Source organism: Streptococcus sp. 79, assembly GCF_013277425.1.
In the GTDB taxonomy this organism is placed as follows: domain Bacteria; phylum Bacillota; class Bacilli; order Lactobacillales; family Streptococcaceae; genus Streptococcus; species Streptococcus pseudopneumoniae.
Genome location: NZ_VMMW01000002.1, coordinates 1 through 20,119 on the forward strand (window position 1 = coordinate 1; position 20,119 = coordinate 20,119).

At 42.1% G+C, this 20,119-nt stretch carries 20 protein-coding genes and 2 pseudogenes; 1 reads left to right on the forward strand and 21 read right to left on the reverse strand.

Going from position 1 to position 20,119, the window contains the following annotated elements:
• Positions 1-32: 32 nt before the first annotated feature.
• From HT729_RS00640 to HT729_RS00740, 21 genes and pseudogenes are all read right to left on the reverse strand, one after another.
• Positions 33-152 (reverse strand): annotated as a pseudogene (locus tag HT729_RS00640) (IS5/IS1182 family transposase); the annotation flags it as partial.
• Between the two features lie 57 nt (positions 153-209).
• Positions 210-2,444, reverse strand: a complete 2,235-nt coding sequence (locus HT729_RS00645; protein WP_000942432.1) for a DNA internalization-related competence protein ComEC/Rec2 — start codon at positions 2,442-2,444, stop codon at positions 210-212.
• Positions 2,428-3,078: a helix-hairpin-helix domain-containing protein gene (locus HT729_RS00650; RefSeq protein WP_000387332.1), complete on the reverse strand. Its 651-nt coding sequence runs from the start codon at positions 3,076-3,078 to the stop codon at positions 2,428-2,430. The genes HT729_RS00645 and HT729_RS00650 overlap by 17 nt, the downstream gene beginning before the upstream one ends.
• Positions 3,079-3,145: 67 nt before the next feature.
• Positions 3,146-3,715, reverse strand: a complete 570-nt coding sequence (locus HT729_RS00655) for a GNAT family N-acetyltransferase (protein ID WP_172931557.1) — start codon at positions 3,713-3,715, stop codon at positions 3,146-3,148.
• A 212-nt stretch (positions 3,716-3,927) separates the two neighbouring features.
• Positions 3,928-4,932 carry a PhoH family protein gene (locus tag HT729_RS00660; RefSeq protein WP_023936948.1) on the reverse strand — a complete coding sequence of 335 codons (1,005 nt, stop codon included), beginning with the start codon at positions 4,930-4,932 and terminating at the stop codon, positions 3,928-3,930.
• An 84-nt stretch (positions 4,933-5,016) separates the two neighbouring features.
• A complete protein-coding gene (locus HT729_RS00665) occupies positions 5,017-5,232 on the reverse strand; it encodes a YozE family protein (RefSeq protein ID WP_001232084.1) in 216 nt (71 codons plus the stop codon).
• Positions 5,233-5,240: 8 nt separating this feature from the next.
• The gene (cvfB, locus tag HT729_RS00670) at positions 5,241-6,095 is read right to left on the reverse strand and encodes an RNA-binding virulence regulatory protein CvfB (protein WP_001095471.1); all 855 of its coding nucleotides are present in this window, start codon (positions 6,093-6,095) and stop codon (positions 5,241-5,243) included.
• A 59-nt stretch (positions 6,096-6,154) separates the two neighbouring features.
• Entirely contained in the window at positions 6,155-6,712 is a 558-nt protein-coding gene (gene frr, locus HT729_RS00675; protein WP_001262225.1) for a ribosome recycling factor, read from the reverse strand.
• Between the two features lie 8 nt (positions 6,713-6,720).
• The gene (gene pyrH / locus HT729_RS00680; RefSeq protein ID WP_000002996.1) at positions 6,721-7,458 is read right to left on the reverse strand and encodes a UMP kinase; all 738 of its coding nucleotides are present in this window, start codon (positions 7,456-7,458) and stop codon (positions 6,721-6,723) included.
• Positions 7,459-7,541: 83 nt separating this feature from the next.
• Positions 7,542-8,876 (reverse strand): methylenetetrahydrofolate--tRNA-(uracil(54)-C(5))-methyltransferase (FADH(2)-oxidizing) TrmFO, encoded by a 1,335-nt coding sequence (gene trmFO / locus HT729_RS00685; RefSeq protein ID WP_000083733.1) that lies wholly within the window; start codon positions 8,874-8,876, stop codon positions 7,542-7,544.
• Positions 8,877-9,497: 621 nt separating this feature from the next.
• Positions 9,498-10,376, reverse strand: coding sequence for a 16S rRNA (cytidine(1402)-2'-O)-methyltransferase (rsmI, locus tag HT729_RS00690; RefSeq protein WP_023936951.1), 879 nt, complete (start codon positions 10,374-10,376; stop codon positions 9,498-9,500).
• A 2-nt stretch (positions 10,377-10,378) separates the two neighbouring features.
• The gene (yabA, locus tag HT729_RS00695; protein ID WP_000358228.1) at positions 10,379-10,696 is read right to left on the reverse strand and encodes a DNA replication initiation control protein YabA; all 318 of its coding nucleotides are present in this window, start codon (positions 10,694-10,696) and stop codon (positions 10,379-10,381) included.
• A 39-nt stretch (positions 10,697-10,735) separates the two neighbouring features.
• A complete protein-coding gene (locus HT729_RS00700) occupies positions 10,736-11,626 on the reverse strand; it encodes a DNA polymerase III subunit delta' (RefSeq protein WP_023936953.1) in 891 nt (296 codons plus the stop codon).
• The gene (gene tmk / locus HT729_RS00705; protein WP_000033362.1) at positions 11,623-12,261 is read right to left on the reverse strand and encodes a dTMP kinase; all 639 of its coding nucleotides are present in this window, start codon (positions 12,259-12,261) and stop codon (positions 11,623-11,625) included. Before tmk ends, HT729_RS00700 begins: the two co-directional genes overlap by 4 nt.
• A gap of 228 nt (positions 12,262-12,489) precedes the next feature.
• Positions 12,490-13,287 (reverse strand): pyrroline-5-carboxylate reductase, encoded by a 798-nt coding sequence (gene proC, locus HT729_RS00710; RefSeq protein ID WP_023936955.1) that lies wholly within the window; start codon positions 13,285-13,287, stop codon positions 12,490-12,492.
• A gap of 3 nt (positions 13,288-13,290) precedes the next feature.
• A complete protein-coding gene (locus tag HT729_RS00715; RefSeq protein ID WP_138699867.1) occupies positions 13,291-14,553 on the reverse strand; it encodes a glutamate-5-semialdehyde dehydrogenase in 1,263 nt (420 codons plus the stop codon).
• A gap of 9 nt (positions 14,554-14,562) precedes the next feature.
• On the reverse strand, positions 14,563-15,672 hold the full coding sequence (proB, locus tag HT729_RS00720; protein WP_220042065.1) for a glutamate 5-kinase: 1,110 nt from the start codon (positions 15,670-15,672) through the stop codon (positions 14,563-14,565).
• A 100-nt stretch (positions 15,673-15,772) separates the two neighbouring features.
• Positions 15,773-17,656, reverse strand: coding sequence for a phosphorylcholine esterase CbpE (gene cbpE, locus HT729_RS00725; RefSeq protein ID WP_172926275.1), 1,884 nt, complete (start codon positions 17,654-17,656; stop codon positions 15,773-15,775).
• A 2-nt stretch (positions 17,657-17,658) separates the two neighbouring features.
• Positions 17,659-18,546, reverse strand: a complete 888-nt coding sequence (locus tag HT729_RS00730; RefSeq protein WP_000403212.1) for an RluA family pseudouridine synthase — start codon at positions 18,544-18,546, stop codon at positions 17,659-17,661.
• Entirely contained in the window at positions 18,536-18,997 is a 462-nt protein-coding gene (lspA, locus tag HT729_RS00735; RefSeq protein ID WP_000745672.1) for a signal peptidase II, read from the reverse strand. Before lspA ends, HT729_RS00730 begins: the two co-directional genes overlap by 11 nt.
• Positions 18,994-19,902 (reverse strand): LysR family transcriptional regulator, encoded by a 909-nt coding sequence (locus tag HT729_RS00740; RefSeq protein WP_001025687.1) that lies wholly within the window; start codon positions 19,900-19,902, stop codon positions 18,994-18,996. Before HT729_RS00740 ends, lspA begins: the two co-directional genes overlap by 4 nt.
• On the opposite strand from HT729_RS00740, the pseudogene HT729_RS00745 reads away from it, so the two are divergent.
• A pseudogene (locus tag HT729_RS00745) lies at positions 19,895-20,100 on the forward strand (AraC family transcriptional regulator). The gene HT729_RS00740 and the pseudogene HT729_RS00745 sit on opposite strands and share 8 nt — an antisense overlap.
• The last annotated feature ends 19 nt before the right edge of the window (positions 20,101-20,119 follow it).

Sequence of the window (20,119 nt, forward strand, 5' to 3'; positions counted from 1 at the left end):
AGAAGGTATTCTAGGCTTAATTTAGGTTTTTATCCATCTTTTGCGTGTTTAATTTTTAATACAGCTAACATCTCTTCAAAAGTCGTGCGCTGAACACCAACAAGACGATTAAATTGTGCATCAGTTAGTTGTTTACTTGCTTCATAATTCATAGAACTATTATACCATATTTTGTTTCGCAGGAAGTCTAATAATAATATTTATCTTTCCTATCGAACGCTTTCAATCTTCCAACTATTCCAACCTTTAAACCGTATAGCTCCATGCTGGTCAGTTCGGTAAACTTTGCTATTGATACCTTCCAGTCGTGTCAAAGTTTCCTGATGGGGGAGTTTCGTTCGATTGTTCTTTCCAACTGAGATGAGAGTCATCTCTGGTTTGAGCTGTTCTAAAAAGTCTGAACTTAATGATTTTTTAGAGCCATGTTGGCTAGCTTTCAAAACATCCACTTCTAGGTCAGGATAGTGCTTCAGCATGTCCTTCTCTCCTTTCTCCTCCAAATTTCCAGTGAAAAGAAAGTTTTTATCCAAGAGTTTTCCATACAAAACCAGGGTATCTTCATGATCTCCAATTTTCCTTGGAGATAGGACTTCTAACTGACTTCCAAAAATTGGCAAGTTCTCTCCTGCTGTCACACTGCGCACCTTGGTTTGAGTCGCCTGTAGTTCTGCCACAAATTCCTTCTGTTTCAGACTTCCTTTTGATACTAAAATCTCCCCTACATGAAAAGCCTTGGTCACCTCCAACAAATCTCCAACATGTTCCTTGTCCGTATTTGTCAAAATCAGCTGGTCAATCTTGGCTACTCCTCGACTTTTGAGATAGGGAATCAAGGTTCGCTGGGCATTGCTGGTCGTCGCCTTTTCTTGCCATTTTTCAATTTTCTTATCAGATTCTGCCTTGCCACCTACATCTATGAGAATGGTCTTCCCAGTTACATCCCTTAGGAAAATACTTTCTCCTTGCCCCACATCCAGCATGGTAATTTCATTTTCCAGTGGATGCTTGGTCAAGAAAAAGAGACCCACAATAAGTAAGCTGAAGCCAGCTACTCTTTTGATATTTTTCCTCAAATCATAGACCAAAGCCAAGGAAATTAACAATAAAATTAAAAACCATGCATTAGGTTGTCCAAAGACAAACGGCCTACTTGTCATCTGCGAGACCAAGCGAATCATTCCCTCCAACCATTCAAAGATAAAATTCAGTTGAATGACTGGATAGAGAAAGGAAAGGGCAAATAAGATAGACAAGAGCGGTAAGAAGACCAAATCAAATAGAAAGGAAAAGACAAAGGTCAAGAGGATGGACCAAGGTTGAAATTCCGCAAAATAGAAGGATAGAATGGGCAATATGCCCAAGGAGATGACTAGACTTTCACTAGCAACAGCCTTGAGCCCCTCCCCTTCTTTGCTGGTCATGGTCAGGATAAAAGCATAAGCGCAGGACAAGACTCCTCCTGCTGTCAAGAAAAAGTTTGGCATGACAATAAAGAGGAGAAACACTGTCAAGGCAAAATTATCCAAGCCCTTAACCCCATGTTGAGCCAGTAGCTTTTGCAAGAGACTGCGAATAACCGATGCTGAAAATCCAGTTAGTCCCGCATAGATAAGGGAAAAGGGATAAGTCAGCCATTTCAACTTTTCTTGGGTCAAGCCCAATCGCAAGAGAAGTTTCTTAAATCCATTCATGAAAAAACCTACCTGCATGCCAGATAGGGCAAAGAGGTGGATAATTCCTAGACTGGAATAAAGCTCATTCATCTCCTCAAAGTCGGTGTCCAGATGTCCCAGCAAGAGTCCTGTCATGTAATTGCGCATAGGGTCTGGAAAGTGCGTCTTAATCCAAACCACAGCCTTTCGACGTAAACTGGACAAGTTTTCTCCTATATCCCAACTGCCAATCTTTTGAAGTGACTGGATTGTTTTGATATTGAGAGTCTGGTAAATTCCCTGAGTCTTCAGATAGGCTTGGTAATTAAAGCCACCAAAATTTCTCTGCCCTTCTGGCTCCGAAAGCTTCCCTTCTAGTCCTATCTCATGCAGGTCGGTTAAAGCTTGAAAGGCTTCTTTCTCCTCCTCGGACTGGAGTTTATAATAGACTTGAAAAATGCGTCCATCAGCCTTGCCGCGAAAGGACAGACTATCACCATTGACCTTAACAGTGTCAGGCAGAATCCGTACCCTTTCAACAGAATCCGCCAGATTTTGACTCGCTTGGCTCTGTTGCCAATTTTGAAACAGAAACCAGAAGCCAAAGACTCCACAAATCACTAAAACTTTGCCTGTTGATTTCCATGGAAATTGGAAAAAGAGACAGACTAGCAGAAAAACAAAGCCCAACAAAGCAAGATAGGATGCTGAGAAAATAGCGTAATAAAACCAAAGTAACAAAAAACTCAGGTAAATTAGGGGAATGGGGATGTTCTTAATCCACTGTAACATAGTCTTTTAGCTTTTCTATGGTCTTGGCACCAATGCCAGAGACCTTCTTGAGTTCATCAATCGACTTGAATTTCCCATTTGCCTCACGATGGTCTATAATGTCCTGAGCTCGTTTTCCTCCCAGTCCCTTAACCTGTTTAAGCTCTTCCAGACTGGCCTTGTTGAGATTGACCTTCTTTTCCTTGCTTGTTGAAGAAGCTGTCCCCGAACCAGTCTGTTGACTAACTGCCTCTTCTCCCTTAGTAGGAACGTAAACCAGAGCCTCATCACTAACTTTCTGAGCTAGATTGAGCGACTTGCTGTCTGCTTGCTCTGTCAAGCCACCAGCCTTCTGAACAGCATCATTGACTCGACTACCTACAGGCAAGTCATAAATCCCTGGCGATTTGACAGCACCTTTGACATCTACTGTGATTAGATCTTGTTCAAGGGGTTCTTCCTTCTCTTCCTTGTTCACTTCCTTTTCGGATACCAAATCCTTGGAAACAGCTGCAACTTCAGCCTGCAAATTCGTTTCCTTTACAGGTGTTTGTGGAGCTGGCTTTAGCAGGAAAAATCCGCCTACAAGCAAGCCCAGACCAGTACAGATGACGATGATTTTATACTCTTTGATTTTCTCGATAATTGCTTCCATATTTTCTCCTCTCTTAGATTATTCGTAAGAGGAAGAAAAAACAGTCGAAAAATTTCTTTTCAACTGCTTATTTATTTGCAAAATAGTCTTCCTTGGTCAAGACATAATGAACTCTTGTCACGATTCGGCCTTTTTCATGCTGGTCCATACAAGCATAAGCTTCTTCGTGGGAAAAACGCATGCCTGATTTCTCCATGACCTTTCCTGACGCGGGATTAGCCTTATCGTGTAAAGCAACTAACTTATTCATTCCTATCTTCTCAAAAGCTAGCTCAATTACGGCACGATTGGCTTCTGTCGTCAATCCTTGATTCCAATACTTTTTATTGATAATGTAGCCAATAGCTGCCTTCTTAAGAACAGGATCAATCTTGTGCAAGTCAATGGTTCCGATAAACTTGCCGTTATCTTTTAATTCAATCCCCCAGCGTCCCAAGGGATTAGCCAAGTAGAACTGAGCAATATTATTCTTGGTTTCTTCTACATTTTGATTGGTTGAAAAAGTGTAACGTGTATTATCCTTGTCCGAGGCATAGTCAAACATTGCTTCCGCATCATTCAAAGTTACAGGTCTAAGCAACAAACGCTCTGTCTCGACTATGGAATACTGAGCTAGTTTTAAAAAGATTGATTCCATACGTTTCTTCCACTTGAAACCTTTCTAATCTAATATAAGGATATTGAATAAAACATTTAAAAAGCAAACTTATAGTAGATTGAAATAAGATATAAACAAATCAATCAGGAAAGTCAAATTAATTTCTAAAAATGTTTTAGCAGTCACAACGTACTATTCTAGCTTCAATCTACTATAGATTTAGTATTGAGATAACTTTAAGTACAAAAGAACTATCCTTCATATAGAGGTTGAGGATCTAATTCTTCACTCTCTTCTTTTTTAACCGGTTCTGGTTCATAGGCTCGGATAATCTGAGCGACAACTGGGTGGCGAACCACATCCTTGGCTGAAAAATGAACAAAGTCAATCTGGTGAATGTTCTTGAGTTTCTCTTGGGCATCAATCAAACCGGACTTGACATTGCGTGGCAGGTCAATCTGACTGATATCTCCATTGACAATCATCTTAGAATGAAAACCTAAACGAGTCAAAAACATCTTCATCTGCATAATGGTCGTATTTTGCGCCTCATCGAGAATGACAAAGGCATCATCCAAGGTCCGTCCACGCATATAGGCAAGGGGCGCAATCTCAATAATTTCACGCTCCATGAGTCGAGTTGTTTGGTCTTTCCCCAGAATCTGATACAAAGCATCATAAACAGGTCGAAGGTAAGGATCTACCTTCTCCTTAAGATCACCCGGAAGAAAACCTAGACTCTCTCCTGCTTCCACCGCTGGACGTGTCAAGATAATCCTCTTGACTTGCCCACGTTTAAGTGCAGTCACTGCTAAGGTCACTGCAAGAAAGGTCTTCCCTGTACCTGCTGGCCCAATTCCAAAGGTCACATCATGCTGTTTAACACTGTCCACATAAAGTTTTTGACCTAGTGTTTTGACACGGATAGGCTTCCCTGTATTATCCTTGATAATTTCTTCTTCATAAAGGGCGACAAATTTGTCGATTTCATCGTTTTTGACCATGCTAATCGCAGTCACTACATCTGGTGTGCCGACTGTCATTCCACGATTTACCAAAACCATCAAGGCTTGAATAACTTGTCTAGCTTCCTCACAAGCTGACTCCCCCCCCAAGACTTGTACAATCTCTGTACGAGCATGAATCACCACATCAAGCTCTTCTTCCATCAAACGAAGATGGCGCTCATTGGAACCAAAAAGATGAAACAGGTCATCTGGATGACTCAGTTGAATGTCTATTGAATGTTCCTTCAAATAAAGAACCTCTCTAATCCTTTTATTTCTTTTTATTATAGCAAAGGGATGGAGAAATTACTAGCCCAAACCCAATGAATCATGCTAGTGTTCTAAGTATTCTTGCCAGATAGCGTCAAAGTCTCCTAGGTTAAAAGAGAAACTGGCATGTTCTTCCAAAAAGCGACTCACCTCATCAAAATCATCTGTGTGTTTTGGAAAAGCTGATTCTTCAAAGGCTAGGTCTGCTAGGATAGCTTTGGGACTGTTACTTTTAGGATTGCGCTCGGTCATGAGCCAAGTGTAAAATGATTTTCTCATATGTCACCCTAGATCAATTCTGTCCCAAACTGGTCTTGCTTGATTTTACCAGCCTTCATAAGACCACCTAAAACTTTCTTGAACTGACCTTTAGAAATGCCAAAGGTTGCCTTGATGTCATCTGGAGATGACTTATCATTCAAGGTCATGAAACCGCCATTGCTTTCCAAATAAGTCAAAATCATCTGGGCATCATTTTCCAACATTTCAAATGAACGTGGTTTGAGGGAGAGGTTCAGAGTGCGGTCCACTTCGCGGAAACCAATGACACGCGCATCTAAAACTTGCCCTAAACGTGGCTCTGCATAGCGCTCGCTAGGATGGATAAAACCAAGCATGTTATTTTCTGGCAGGTAAACAAAAGTTCCTGACAGCTTGAGGCGGTATACAATGGCTGGCCAGTTTTGGTTCTGCATGTTGTTGTAGGCAGGTCGAGCCAGACGTTGGAAGTCTTCTTGATAAGCCAAGAGTCCCCAGATACGATCTTTCTTGTCCACTTCAAGACGGATGTAGAGTTGATCACCCTTCTTAGGCCAGAGTTCCTTGAGCTCAGGGAGAATATCGAGTGACACAACGATTTCCTTGTCAGGAAGGCCTGTATCCACAAAGACACCCAAGTCTTTACGAACTTCTGTGACACGTCCCCAACCAAATTGGTCCTGAGTGGCAGTCACTTCTAGAGTTGTCAAGCGGAGTTTTTGCTTCATATCCGTGTAGGCAAAACCTTTAACCGTATCCCCTACTGTATGTTGACCTTCTTCCTTGGTAAGAGCATAGGTCTGGCCATCCTTTTGAACAAAGTAAAAACGGTCGTTTTCATCGATGATGAGTCCAACGATAAAACTTGCAAGATTTGTATTCATATTTCCTTCTTTCGAACAAAACTCAGCCAGCAATGCCAACTGAGTTTTTCTGTTTATTTTTAGACTTCCAAGAGTTCTTTCTCTTTGTTGGCAGTCATGTCGTCGATGTGTTTAACAGCATCATCTGTTACTTTTTGAATGTCTTTTTCAAGAGTCTTCAATTCGTCTTCAGTGATTTCTTTTGCTTTTTCTTGTTTCTTAGCTTCATCCATAGCATCGCGACGGATATTGCGGACAGCCACTTTAGCATTCTCACCGACTTTCTTCACTTCTTTAGCAAGGTCACGACGAGTTTCTTCTGTAAGAGCAGGGATAACCAAACGAATTACAGAACCATCGTTAGCTGGTGTGATACCAAGATCAGAAGCGTTTAAGGCACGTTCGATGTCTTTCAATGAAGACTTGTCAAATGGTGTTACCAACAAAACACGCGCTTCTGGAATGGTAATTGAAGCAATTTGGTTAAGAGGAGTTTCTACTCCATAGTATTCTACATGTACACGGTCGAGTAAACTTGCGTTGGCACGACCAGCACGGATACCACCAAATTCACGAGCAAGTGATTGGTGAGACTGGGTCATTCTCTCTTTAGCTTTTTCAATAATTGCGTTAGCCATAATCTTTCTTATTCCTTTTCTTCGATATTATTTGAAACTGTTGTTCCGATATTTTCACCAAATACGACACGTTTGATGTTGCCTGGTTGGTTCATGTTGAAGACAACCAAGTCAATGTCGTTATCCATTGAGAGGGTTGAAGCAGTTGAGTCCATGATACGAAGACCTTTATTGATAACGTCACGGTGGGTCAATTCTTCAAACTTAACGGCTGTCTTGTCCTTCTTAGGATCGGCATTGTAAACACCATCGACCCCATTTTTAGCCATAAGGATAGCATCCGCTTCGATTTCAGCTGCACGAAGGGCCGCTGTTGTATCTGTTGAGAAGTAAGGTGAACCAATTCCGGCACCAAAGATAACGATACGGCCTTTTTCAAGATGACGAAGGGCACGTCCACGGACATAAGGCTCTGCCACTTGTTGCATTGCAATAGCTGTTTGCACACGCGTATCAACACCAACTTGTTGCAATGAATCGGCCATCACAAGAGCATTCATAACAGTCCCAAGCATTCCTGTGTAATCTGCCTGAACGCGGTCCATACCTGCTTCTGCTGCAGGTTCTCCACGCCAGAGATTTCCTCCACCGATAACAAGGGCAATTTCGATACCTAAGCTATGAACTTCTTGAATCTCTTTTGCGATTGTTTGAACTGTTTGGATATCAATCCCTACGCCACGTTCACCGGCAAGGGCTTCACCTGATAACTTGATTAAAATACGTTTATACTTGGGATTCGCCATTTTCACTCTCCTTCTTTTATCCTACCTATTTTATCACAATTTCTAAGATTTTTATAGTATCATGAGCGATTCTTTCAAAAAAATTAGACAGTCAAAAATTCCTCTAAATCGCTGAGGGCACGCTCTGCAATTTTTTCATAACGAGCCTTCTTATCACGGATACGTTCGCCTTCCAACTCCTTGATAATCCCAAAGTTGACATTCATTGGTTGGAAATGTTTGCTGTCGGCATGGGTGATGTAATGAGCTAGACTTCCAATCGCTGTTGTCTCTGGGAAAATAGCCTCACTTTCACCCTTGAAGAGTCGAGCCGCGTTAATACCTGCAACTAAGCCTGATGCTGCGGACTCTACATAGCCTTCCACACCCGTCATCTGACCAGCAAAGAAGAGATTTGGTTGTTTCTTAGAACGGTAGGTCTGCTCCAGAAGATTTGGTGAATCCATGTAAGAATTGCGGTGCATGACCCCATAACGAACAAACTCCGCATTTTCAAGACCTGGAATCATTTGGAAAACGCGCTTTTGCTCTCCCCATTTAAGGTGGGTTTGGAAACCGACGATATTATAGAGGCTACCAGCTGCATTGTCCTGACGAAGTTGAACCACCGCATAAGGGGTTTTAAATTCTCCATCACGAGGACCTGTGTAGTCGTCTGGATACTCAAGACCGACTGGTTTCATAGGACCATAAAGCATAGTTTTAATGCCTCGTTTGGCCATGACTTCGATTGGCATACATCCTTCAAAGTACTTTTCTTTTTCAAAAGAATTGAGCGGTGCTTCTTCCGCATTGACCAAGGCTTCATGGAAATCCATAAACTCTTGCTTGGTCATTGGAGCATTGAGATAGGCTGCTTCTCCCTTATCATAACGAGATTTGAGATAGACCTTACTCATATCGATAGTGTTGACATCGATAATAGGCGCTGCTGCATCGTAGAAATAGAAGCCATCGCCATTATTAAGGGCATGAATCTTTTCAGCCAGGGCATCGCTAGTCAAGGGACCAGTCGCCACAACTGTAATAACATCTGTTGGCAATTCTGTAATTTCATCACGCACCACTTCAATCAAGGGGTGGTTGACCACTTTTTCGGTCACCATTTGAGAGAAACCATCACGATCCACCGCAAGGGCTCCACCGGCAGGAACACGTGTAGCCTCAGCAGATTCCAAGATAACAGAACCCAAGCGACGCATTTCTTCCTTGAGAAGACCAACTGCATTTGTCAAAGCATCCCCACGCAAAGAATTGGAACAAACCAACTCAGCAAAATTGTCTGTTTTGTGCTGAGGAGTCGACTTGACACCACGCATTTCATAAAGTTTAACTGGAATACCACGCTCTGCGATTTGGTAAGCTGCTTCAGAACCTGCCAAACCAGCACCGATAACATTGATATAAGATTGAGACACGACACTAATACCTCTTTGGGAGTGTGAAGTTAAGATTCACATTGAAAAAGCCAATCAGACTTACGAGCTTTCGAGTTTCTTGGCTCAGGCTGAAAAAGTCCATTGGACTTACTTCGCTCTCGAATTTCTTGGCTCAGGCTGAAAAAGTCCCCCAGACTTTCCTCGCTCTCGAATTTCTTGGCTCAAGCTGAAAAAGTCCCCCGGACTTTCCTCGCTCTCGAATTTCTTGGCTCAAGCTGAAAAAGTCCCCCAGACTTTCCTCGCTCTCGAATTTCTTGGCTCAAGCTGAAAAAGTCCCCCGGACTTTCCTCGCTCTCGAATTTCTTGGCTCAAGCTGAAAAAGTCCCCCGGACTTTTTCACTCCCACAAATCTTTCTATTTTTTTCTTCTACTAGTATAACAAAAAAAGGGAAGAAGGCAAACTTCCCTGTTTATACTAAATGAAAATCAAAGAGCAAACTAGCCGCAGGTTGCTCAAAGCACTGCTTTGAAGTTGTAGATAGAACTGACGAAGTCCAGCTCAAAACACTGTTTTGAGGTTGTGGATAGAACTGACGAAGTCAGTAACCACACCTACGACAAGGCGACGTTGACACGGTTTGAAGAGATTTTCGAAGAGTATTAGTCATTTTCTTGATTTTCTTCCCAATCATGGTAGGCAGCGTAGAGCTGGCTTTTATTCCACTGGTAAATCTTAGCGACTTCCTTGATAGCTTGATTTTTCTTCATGCCTTGCTGGATACGGGCTTGGATTTCTAAGAACAAGTCCTCCTCGTCTTTTTCCTCCACATCCTGACTGGCACCTTCAACAATGAGAAGGCATTCTCCTTTAAGTGGCGTTTCAGCAATGCTTTCCAATAACTCAGAAATGGTACCGCGTTGGTATTCTTCATAGATTTTAGTCAATTCCCTGACCAAGACAACCGAGCGGTTACCGTAGACTTCTAACATATTTTCCAACGTATCTGCTACACGATGAGGCGATTCATAGAAAATCTGAGTTTCAGGATAATCTTTTTTCGAGTCGAAAAATTGCTTTTGCTGGCCTGATTTTCTCGGTAAAAAGCCGTAAAAGATATGTGGTTGTGGCGCTAGACCACTGGCAATCAAGGCAGAAATTCCTGCAGAGGCACCTGGAACAGTCACAACTGCAATTTCTTCCTCAATAGCTGCCTTAACCAAATCATGACCAGGGTCTGAAATGCTAGGCAAACCGGCATCAGAGACCTGAGCAATACTTTGCCCTGCTTTCAAGAAACCAATCAAATCAGGAATTTTTTCCTTGGCATTGTGCTCATGAAAACTGATCTGCTTGGTGGAAATGTCAAAATGCTTGAGCAAAAGACCTGTATTGCGCGTATCCTCAGCAGCAATCCAGTCCACTTCTTTCAAGGTCTGGATAGCGCGAAAGGTCATATCATCTAGATTGCCAATCGGCGTTGCCACTAGATACAGCTTGCCATAGGGAAACTGCCCCTTAAAACTTTTTTGAATCTGCATGCTTACTCCCTGTATAGCAACTCGTCACAGAACATACATTCCTCGTCCTGTTCTCGACGTTGTCCATAAAAATCATTACATACGTGAAATCCATCACGGTAAATGCGACGAACACTTTCGCGAACATGCTTGGCCTTGACGGGAGCGTCTGCTTCCACCTCACCCAAACGTTCGCGCAACTTAGAATTTTCCAAACGAAGAGCTGTATTTTCCTCTACTAGGCTCTTGAGATTTTTCTTGATAGCTTCCACATCGGCCAAGGTTACCAATAACTGTTGGGAAAAATCATCCAGCGCGTCAAATAATTCTTTTTTGTCCATAAGCCAGGCCTTTCCTTTCTTTATCGTTCATTTTTGAGTTTATATTTCTTTCAAGACCAGATATTCCATGGCATTTTGAAAGCTGACATTAGCTTGCCACATTTTTCTAGCTTCTAGCAAATCTTGTAGAATCACCCTTACTCTTACCTGCAAGAGATCCTGCCCACAGAGAACTTCAAGAACCCGTAAAACCTGATCTTGTTTTTCCTTATCATCTGCCAAGTTCGCTAATTTGGCAACCTGTAGATAACTTTCTTTTTTCTTAGCTACTAACCAAGTCAGCAGGCGTTCACTTTCATCGACCAAGGTCCAAAAACTTGCCTGATTAGCCAACTTTTCTGCTTCAGCTCGCGATTGACTAAACTGAGCTAAAAGAGTCGCTTTTTTCTTAACAAGTCCCATTTGTTCTAAGAGCAAGATGAGTTGTTCTTCTTGCTTTTTAAAGTGGAAAATCTGGGTCCGACTTCGGATTGTCGGTAACATCTTTTCCTCATCGCTAGTCAAGAAGAAAATATAAACTTCACTCTGGGGTTCTTCGATGACCTTAAGCAGAGAATTGGCTGCGTTGGGATGCATTTTATCCGCTTGCTCGATGATAAAGACCTGTTGCTGGCTTTCAATCCCTGCTTGAGAAAACTGTCCCACCAATTCCCGAATGCGTTCTGTCTTGATGACCTGATTGACTGGCTTAATCAAGGTTACATCGGGAAATTCTCCCTGTTCAATCAGCTTACAATTTCGGCAGTTTTCACATGGTAAAACATCTACCTTATCCGTACAAAATAGACTCTTGGCCAAAAACTGCGCCATTTCCAGGCTTCCAAAGAAACCTGAAAAGAGATAGGCGTGATTGAGCTGGTCTTGTTCTAAGATACGGACAAATCGGTCAAACTGGGCTGGTTGCCAAGCCTTTAATTGTTCTTGTTTCATTTGGCCAAGCCCATTCCGTCAAACAAGACAGCCTTGGTAGTTTCCACAACTTGCTCCAAAGGGAGACTAGCATCAATCTTGACAATGCGATTTCCCTCTTTATCCAGAAGAGAAAGGTAGCCTTGACGAACTTTTTTATGCAAGTCCAACCCTTCCAAATCCAAACGATTAACCTCGCGGTCACTATTAGCAGCAATACGAGCCAGCCCTTCTTCCACCTCGATGTCAAAATAGAGTGTCAAATCGGGTTTGAGGCCATCTGTCGCAAACTGATTGAGCCAGTCAATGGCTTCAATATCTAAGCCACGACCAAATCCCTGATAGGCAACAGAACTATCGATAAAACGATCCATGATGACCAACTTGCCAGCTTCAAGGGCTGGAAGAACTTTTTCCACCAAATGCTGTCTGCGACTGGCAATATAGAGAAGTAGCTCTGTTTTAGCATCCATCTGAGTATGACTTGGATCCAAAATCACTTCCCGAATCTTCTCCCCAATCAAGACTCCGCCAGGTTCACGGGTCGTCAACACCTCTACTCCTTTTTCCTCTAAAATTGGTAGCAGAGCCTCTAAAACACTGGTCTTGCCTGCTCCCTCTGGTCCCTCAAGAGAGACTAAAAATCCTTTTGACATGTCTAACTCATTTCTTTTTTACTACTTCTATTCTATCAAAAAAATAGGGGTTTGTGACAATCTTTTTGTCTTCTCATTTCATACTCAATGAAAATCAAAGAGCAAACTAGGAAGCTAGTCGCAGGTTGCTCAAAACACTGTTTTGAGGTTGCAGATGGAAGCTGACGCAGTTTGAAGAGATTTTCGAAGAGTATCAACCACCATAAAAGAGGCAGACAAATCCACCTCTTATTTACCTAGTTCTTGTGTTCGTTTGTAGGCTTGACCAACTGCATCCATGACCGTTCCTCGAAAAGCATGCGCTTCTAGGCTCGCTACACCAGCGATAGTCGAACCGCCTGGGCTGCAAACTTGGTCTTTCAAAACTCCAGGATGTTGCTGACTTTCAAGGACCAATTGTCCAGCTCCTACCACAGTTTGAGCTGCCATTTTCAATGCTGTTTCTCGTGGCAATCCAGTCTGAACACCTGCATCTGCCAAGGCCTCGATAAAAAGATAGACAAAGGCTGGTCCACAACCTGCAAGACCTGTCGCTGCATCTATTAAGCTTTCTCCAAGTTCAACCAAAAGACCAGCCTTGGCTAAAAGCTGACAAAAGAGCTCACTGTCCTCAGCCCTGCAATTAGGAGACAAGGCATAACTAATCACTCCTTGACCAATAGAAGCAGGGGTATTTGGCATCATACGAATAATTCTGTGTTGATTTGGAAGAAGACTAGCGAGTTTTTCCAAGGTCAATCCAGCTGCCATGGAAATCAAAAGAAGACTTTCTCGTTTTTCAAGGATGGTCTGATATTGAGAAAGTAAGTCTGAGAACTGAGCTGGCTTAACACCTAGAAAAATCACATCTGCTTCTGCAAAAATTTCTTCATTGCTGGAAGCCTGACCACCAAAGTCTGCAATGAAAGCATCTACCTTAGCTTGACTACGATTGGCAAGAAGAATGTCATCACACGTCTTGGCCTGCAAAACAGCCTTAGCCAAACTAGCCCCCATATTCCCCAAACCGATAAATCCAATCTTCATCTCTTACTCCCTTATCTGCCCATCACCAGCAACCACATACTTGTAGCTGGTCAACTCTTTCAAGCCCATTGGACCACGCGCGTGCAATTTCTGAGTAGAAATTCCCATCTCACATCCAAGACCAAATTGTCCACCATCGGTAAAACGAGTTGAGGCATTGACATAAACCGCTGCCGAGTCCACTTGATCTGTAAAGCAAGCCGCAGCTTCAGCATTTTCAGTCACAATGGCATCCGAATGATGGGTACTGTGGGCTTCAATATGGGCAACAGCTTCTTCTAAACTGCTCACAACCTTAACAGCTAGGACATAGTCTAAAAACTCGGTGTCAAAGTCTTGGGCCTCAGCTGCTTGACCTGAAACAAACTGACTTGCTTTCTCATCCAAGCGGAATTGAATTGGTTCCAGACCAGCTTCTTTTCGATTCTCAACCAGCACTTGCTCCAAGCGAGGAAGGAAGCTTGCTGCCTTGGCTTCATGAACCAGCAAAACCTCCATGGCATTGCAGACAGAAGGACGACTGGTTTTAGCATTATTGATGATAGACAGAGCCTTGTCTTCATCCGCATCCTTATCCACATAGACATGGACAATCCCAGTTCCTGTCTCGATAACTGGTACAATAGCATTTTCAACCACGGCATTGATCAAGCCAGCTCCTCCACGAGGAATAAGAAGATCTAGATAGCCCTTGGCCTTCATCATGGCATAGCTGCTTTCTCGGCTAGTATCTTCCACCAGTTGAATCACATCTGGGTGAATAGTAGTCGTTTCCAAGCCCTTCTTCAAGGCTGTGACAATGGCATGGGCCGTTTGATAGGCATCCTTACCACTACGAAGAACAACCGCATTCCCACTCTTGAGGGCCAAAGCAACCGCATCAGACGTCACATTTGGACGGCTTTCATAGATTATACCAATAACTCCCATAGCTACACGTTTCTTTGTGATAACCAAACCATTTTCAAGCTGATTGGTTTCTAAAACTTCACCGATTGGATCTGGTAAAGCAACCACTTCACGAATCCCAGTTGCCATCGCTTCTATACGACTTGCATCCAAATAAAGACGATCCAGCATCACATCTGAGATTTTACCCTTAGCCGCTTCCATATCGAGGGCATTGGCTGCTAAAATTTCCTCTGTAGCAGCCACTAAGTAATCAGCCATGGCTAGCAAGGCTTGGTTTTTCACCTCTTCACTAGCTGTGTTGATCGATTTTTTAACAGCCTGTACCTGTTCAAATTGTTCTTGTGTACTTACCATAGTTTACCTCTAAAATTCTGTAAAGAGTAGTTGGATTTCAGGCGTAATGGAAATCCAGTCATCACGGTGAATCAAGACACCCTTGGCTTTTTGAGAACGCAACATATCCTCCAAAGCAGATGCTCCGAATTGCACGCGTCCTTTTCCAAGTGATTTTCCACTTTCCTTGTCAAATACTGTCACAATATCACCGTAAGAAAAGGCGCCTTCTGCGTCAACAATACCAGATAAAAGGAGACTCTTTCCATGTTGAGAGAGAGCTTCTGCAGCCCCTTTATCTACCCAAATAGAACCTTGACTCTGAGCATAAAAGGCCAGCCATTGTTTCTGGGTACGAAGTCCCTTCTCTTGAGCAACAAAGTAGGAACCATCCCTGGTTTCCTCAGCTGCCTCAATCATGGCATCTGACTTCAAGGATGAGCAGATATAAACAGGAACTCCTGATTCTGTCGCAATAGTGGCAGCTTTGATTTTGGTTAACATGCCACCTGTACCATTAGACGAACCTGCTCCACCGGCCATATCAATAATCTCACGATTGATGGTCTCGATTCGCTCCAAGCGTTTGGCTCTTGGGTCTGAATTAGGATTTCCAGTATAAAGACCGTCTACGTCTGTCAAGAGGATCAAAAGGTCTGCTTGGACCATGGCCGCCACCTGTGCACTCAGAGTATCATTGTCCCCAACCTTGAGCTCATCAATAACAACACTGTCATTCTCATTGATGATAGGAATCGCCCCACGGCTAAGTAGAACTGACAAAGCCTGATGGGCATTTTTATAACGACGCTTATCTACAAAGTCATCCTGGGTTAGCAAGATTTGTGCAGAAACGATTTGGCGCAAGAGAAGATTGGTCGTGTATTCTTCCAACAAAAGCCCTTGTCCTACCGCTGCTGAAGCCTGTTTATCAGCAATTTTAGTCGGACGCTTTTTAAATCCTAAGGCTCCAAAACCAGCCGCAATGGCACCTGAAGACACCAAAATCAACTCATGACCAGCCTCGTGCAGCATAGCCAACTGCTGGGTAATATCCTTTACCTTACTACGTGATAAACTTCCATCCTCATTTGTCAGAGAAGAAGTACCCACCTTAAAGACAATCCGTTTGTATTTCATAGTCTCACTCCGATTATTCATATTTATCCATTATAACATGAATAACAGGAAATAGAAAAGAGTTGATAGAAAAAAGAAGGCCCTAAAACCTTCTTTTCTACTACTGTTCTGATTCCGATTTGTTTGTACTCGTTTCAGAGCTTTGTGAAGTTGAGGATGTCAAATCTTGACTAGTTGAAGAATTTGTAACACTTTCATGTTGACTCGTTTCTTTATTTTCAAGATCCTTTTTCACTACTTCTTTGGATTCTTTTATTTCTGAATGACTTGTAGTTTTAATTGTAGCAGATTTCTCGATCGGAACATCCACTAACCAGGCACCACTTGAATCCACAGTATAGCCTTCTGGTGTCTTACCATTCACAAGTAATTGACCATTTTCTTTCAAGAAGTACCATTTATCCTTGTCTTTAATCCAACCTATAGCTCGTGAACCATCTGTCTTGTAGAAATACCAATCATTTGCCTTTTTAAGCCAGCCTTGCTTCATAGCTCCTGATTCTTCTAGATAGTAATGATGTCCAGCAACTTCTATCTCACCTGTCTTCATGATACCAGTAGAATCCATATAGTACCAGGCTTCTTTATCTTTTACCCAGCCCGTTTTCATTTCCCCTGATGGAGCAAAGTAATACCATTGCCCCTTATATTGAAGCCAACCTGTCTTCATAGAGCCATCAACATCCAAATAATACCACTGCTCTTTATCTTGAATCCAACCAATTTCCATCTGGTTTTCTTTGTTAAAATAATACCAGATTCCAGCGATTTTCTTCCAATTTTTAGCAGCAACACCAGAGTTTGTCAAATAGAACCAACGATTGTTCCATTTTTTCCATTGATTCTGTAATAAGATACCCGTTTGGTTAAAGTAATACCATTCACCCTTAATTTCATTCCAACCGACAGCATATTCTCCTGTAGAATCAGGCGCTTGATACCACCAGTTTCCATATGAACTCTTATGCCAACCAGCTTGAAAACTTGGAATAGGCTTGTAGGAAGTTGAAATGTTTACTAAACCGTCTTGTCGAATATCAAAAACTGTTGCATCATAGTCTTTGCTGGCTGCGTTGATTCTCTCAATTCCTCGTTCTTTGAGCCAATTAACATACTCACTATCAACACCATTTTTCCAAGGTAGACTATCCGAAGTTTGAACAATCAAACTCGGACTCAAATTTTTAATAAAATCCTTGGTATTTGATTTGTTGGTATCATGGTGATGATTAAACTTCATCAAATCAACTTTTCCAATGAGAGGTCCATACTTATCTTCCGCTCCATGCACATTATCTAAGTCGCCCCCAAGGTAAATTTTCTTACCATTGACTTTTACTACGCTAATCAAGGAATTGGAATTATCATCCCAAATTTTCTTTAATTCACCTGATGAATCTGTTTCATTTTCATAATTATATAGTTGAATATCCATGTCTCCAAACTGAAAATGAGCATCTCCTTGTGTGATATTTTGAATAACTGAAACACCTTTTTCAGCAGCAGTCTTTAAAACCTTATCATAGCCATACAGATTATCCCAAAGACGTTCAGGCTTAGTAATACGATTATCACTATATTTCTTAAGATAGACTCGGTCAACTGGATAGGTAGACAGTAATTCATCAACATTTCCAATATGGTCACTGTGGGTATGGGTTACCAAAATAAAATCAAGTTTTTGGACACCCAATTCCTTCAAACGACGAAAGACACGGTCTGTTAGAACATGCTTATAAGTTGTATTGATACCCTGTCTCCATGGATAACGAGAATCACTTCCATCTGGGAAATCATAATCTTCTCCTGTATCCACCATGGCAAAATGTCCATTGCTTTCAAGAATAATCGCATCACTGCCACCTTCATGAACATTTATAAAGTGGATTTTATTTCCTGAACTTTCTTGAGCTTGAACATTTCCATACCATGACAAGCCTAAAAAAGCGCCTGCAAGTGCTAAACTAGTTAATTTCTTTTTCATTCTTACTTCCTCAATCTCTCCAATGTTTCCTTAAAAATTGCTGGGATATCTGCTGTAAATTCTAAGGTCTCACCTGTTCTCGGATGAGTAAAACCTAGAGTCTTGGCATGAAGAAATTGTCCATGCCCCTTAAGTGTCTTACGAGGACCATAGACTTCATCCCCAGCAACTGGATGACCGATATAAGCCATGTGGACACGAATCTGATGGGTACGCCCTGTCTCTAGTTGCAACTCCACTAAGCTATAATCGCCAAAGCGTTCCAAGACGTGGAAACGAGTTACTGCAGGTTTCCCTTTAGCAGTCACAGCCTGTTTCTTACGATCTTTTTCACTCCGGCCAATCGGTGCTTCAATCACACCGCGATCATTGGGCAAATTTCCATGAACAATCGCCCAATATTTGCGGAGAGACTTTTTATCCTTGAGTTCTTGGGCAAGTGCTAGATGCGCCTCATCATTTTTAGCAATCATAAGAAGACCTGACGTATCCTTATCAATACGATGAACAATTCCTGGACGCAGAACCCCATTGATACCCGACAAGTCCTTAATATGATACATAAGGGCATTTACTAGGGTTCCACTAGTATGACCAGCACTCGGATGCACAACCATTCCCTGAGGTTTGTTGACAACAGCCACATCCTCATCTTGGTAGATGATTTCTAGCGGAAGATCCTCAGCCACATACTCTAAAACCTCTGGTTCTGGCACATGGTAAGTGACGACATCGCCCTCTTGGACAGTGTATTTAGCTTTCTTGACTTGGCCATTGACCAAGACCTGGCCTGATTTGATTTGTTCATTCGCGAGACTACGTGATAATTCTGTCAAATCTGACAAAGCCTTATCTAAACGCAGGCCACCAGTTTCAATTTTAATTTCCATTTATTTCCTCTTTTAGCATTGCAATCAATAAAATAATCACTCCAACAGTCAGATAGCTATCTGCCACATTGAAAATTGCAAAATTGATAAAGTCAAGGTGAAACATATCCACAACAAAGCCCTGACTGACCCTGTCAATAAAGTTTCCAAGACCACCCGCGATTATCAGAGTCAAACCCAAGACCATCCAGAATGAGTCCTCCATGTGCTTATGTAGATACCAAATGGCACCTACCACGACGACCAGGGTAATGACAGCGAATAACAACTGCTGATCTTGTAAGATAGAAAAGGCTGCCCCTCGATTTTGCAGGTAGGTCAAGCTAACGAAATTGGGAATCCAGGAGCGCACTTCACCCAGTGGAATCTGTTGGACGATATAGGATTTAACTAACTGATCCAGCGCAATCAAAAGCAGTACAATGACTGCCACTATTCCTCTTTTTTTCATGATTTCCTCTTCTGATTAAAATATTCTTGCATGACTTCTACGAAAAGAGTTCCAGCTTGACTCAGCTCCACTTCTTCACGTTTAACATAGACCATGCGGTTATCTAGGTTATCCTTGAGACGAATAACTGTGATGCCATTCACACTGTCACTATCTAAAAATCCGGAACCTGTTGCATAAGCGTCCGTCCGCTCCAAAATACCATTCAAAGTAGCACGGTCTGTCACATTAAACATCTGCGAGCTCGCGCTGGTATCAACAAAGTTCTCTGAATAATAAAGATACTCGTCTTTCTCTTGCGTGAAACGAACCGTTGGTAGATCCGCTAAATCCTCCATGACCAATTCCTCTTTCTGAGCTAAAGGATGCCCCTCACGGAGATAAATATGGGTATGGAAGGGAATTAGTTCAATAACCTCTAGGCCTAACTTTTCAACCCGTTGCATAATCCCTTTTTTATTTTGATTATTGAGGTAGATAATCCCAATCTCACTGTGACCTTGCGCTACTTCGTCTAAAATTTGAACAGTAGTTGATTCAAAAATACGGAAGTTCTTATAATCAGGATAGCGCTCTGAAAAGGCCGTAATGGTTGGTGGCAAGAAGTCATAGTGCTGACTGGCAATGGAAAATTCATCCTTTTCTTCCTCAGGATGGGCATACTGATTTTGAAAAATATCAAATCCTTTAACCAATTCTTGCGCTTTTTCATAGAATTCCATACCACGACGAGTCAAGAAAGTCCCTGAGCTGGTCCGACGGAAAATCTTAAAACCCAATTCTTTTTCCAAATCACGAACAGAAATAGACAGACTCGGCTGACTAACATACATCTTTTCAGCAGCTTCACGAAAAGTACCGCTATTGGCAATGGCCACAACATAGCGTAATTGTTGAATGTTCATCTTCTACCTCCAACTTCTTTATCTTTTCATTATACCATATTTTAGAAGTTTTCCAAAAAGGAAAAAAGAACATCCTATTCTTCTTAACCTTCTTAACTATCTTCACTATCTGCCTTTCTCAAGCCAACCTTATTTTCAAAATCAATTCAAAAAATAACTGGATACACACCACTCCAATATCGAAAAGAAAAACGTTGACTATTTGTGAAAAAAGAAA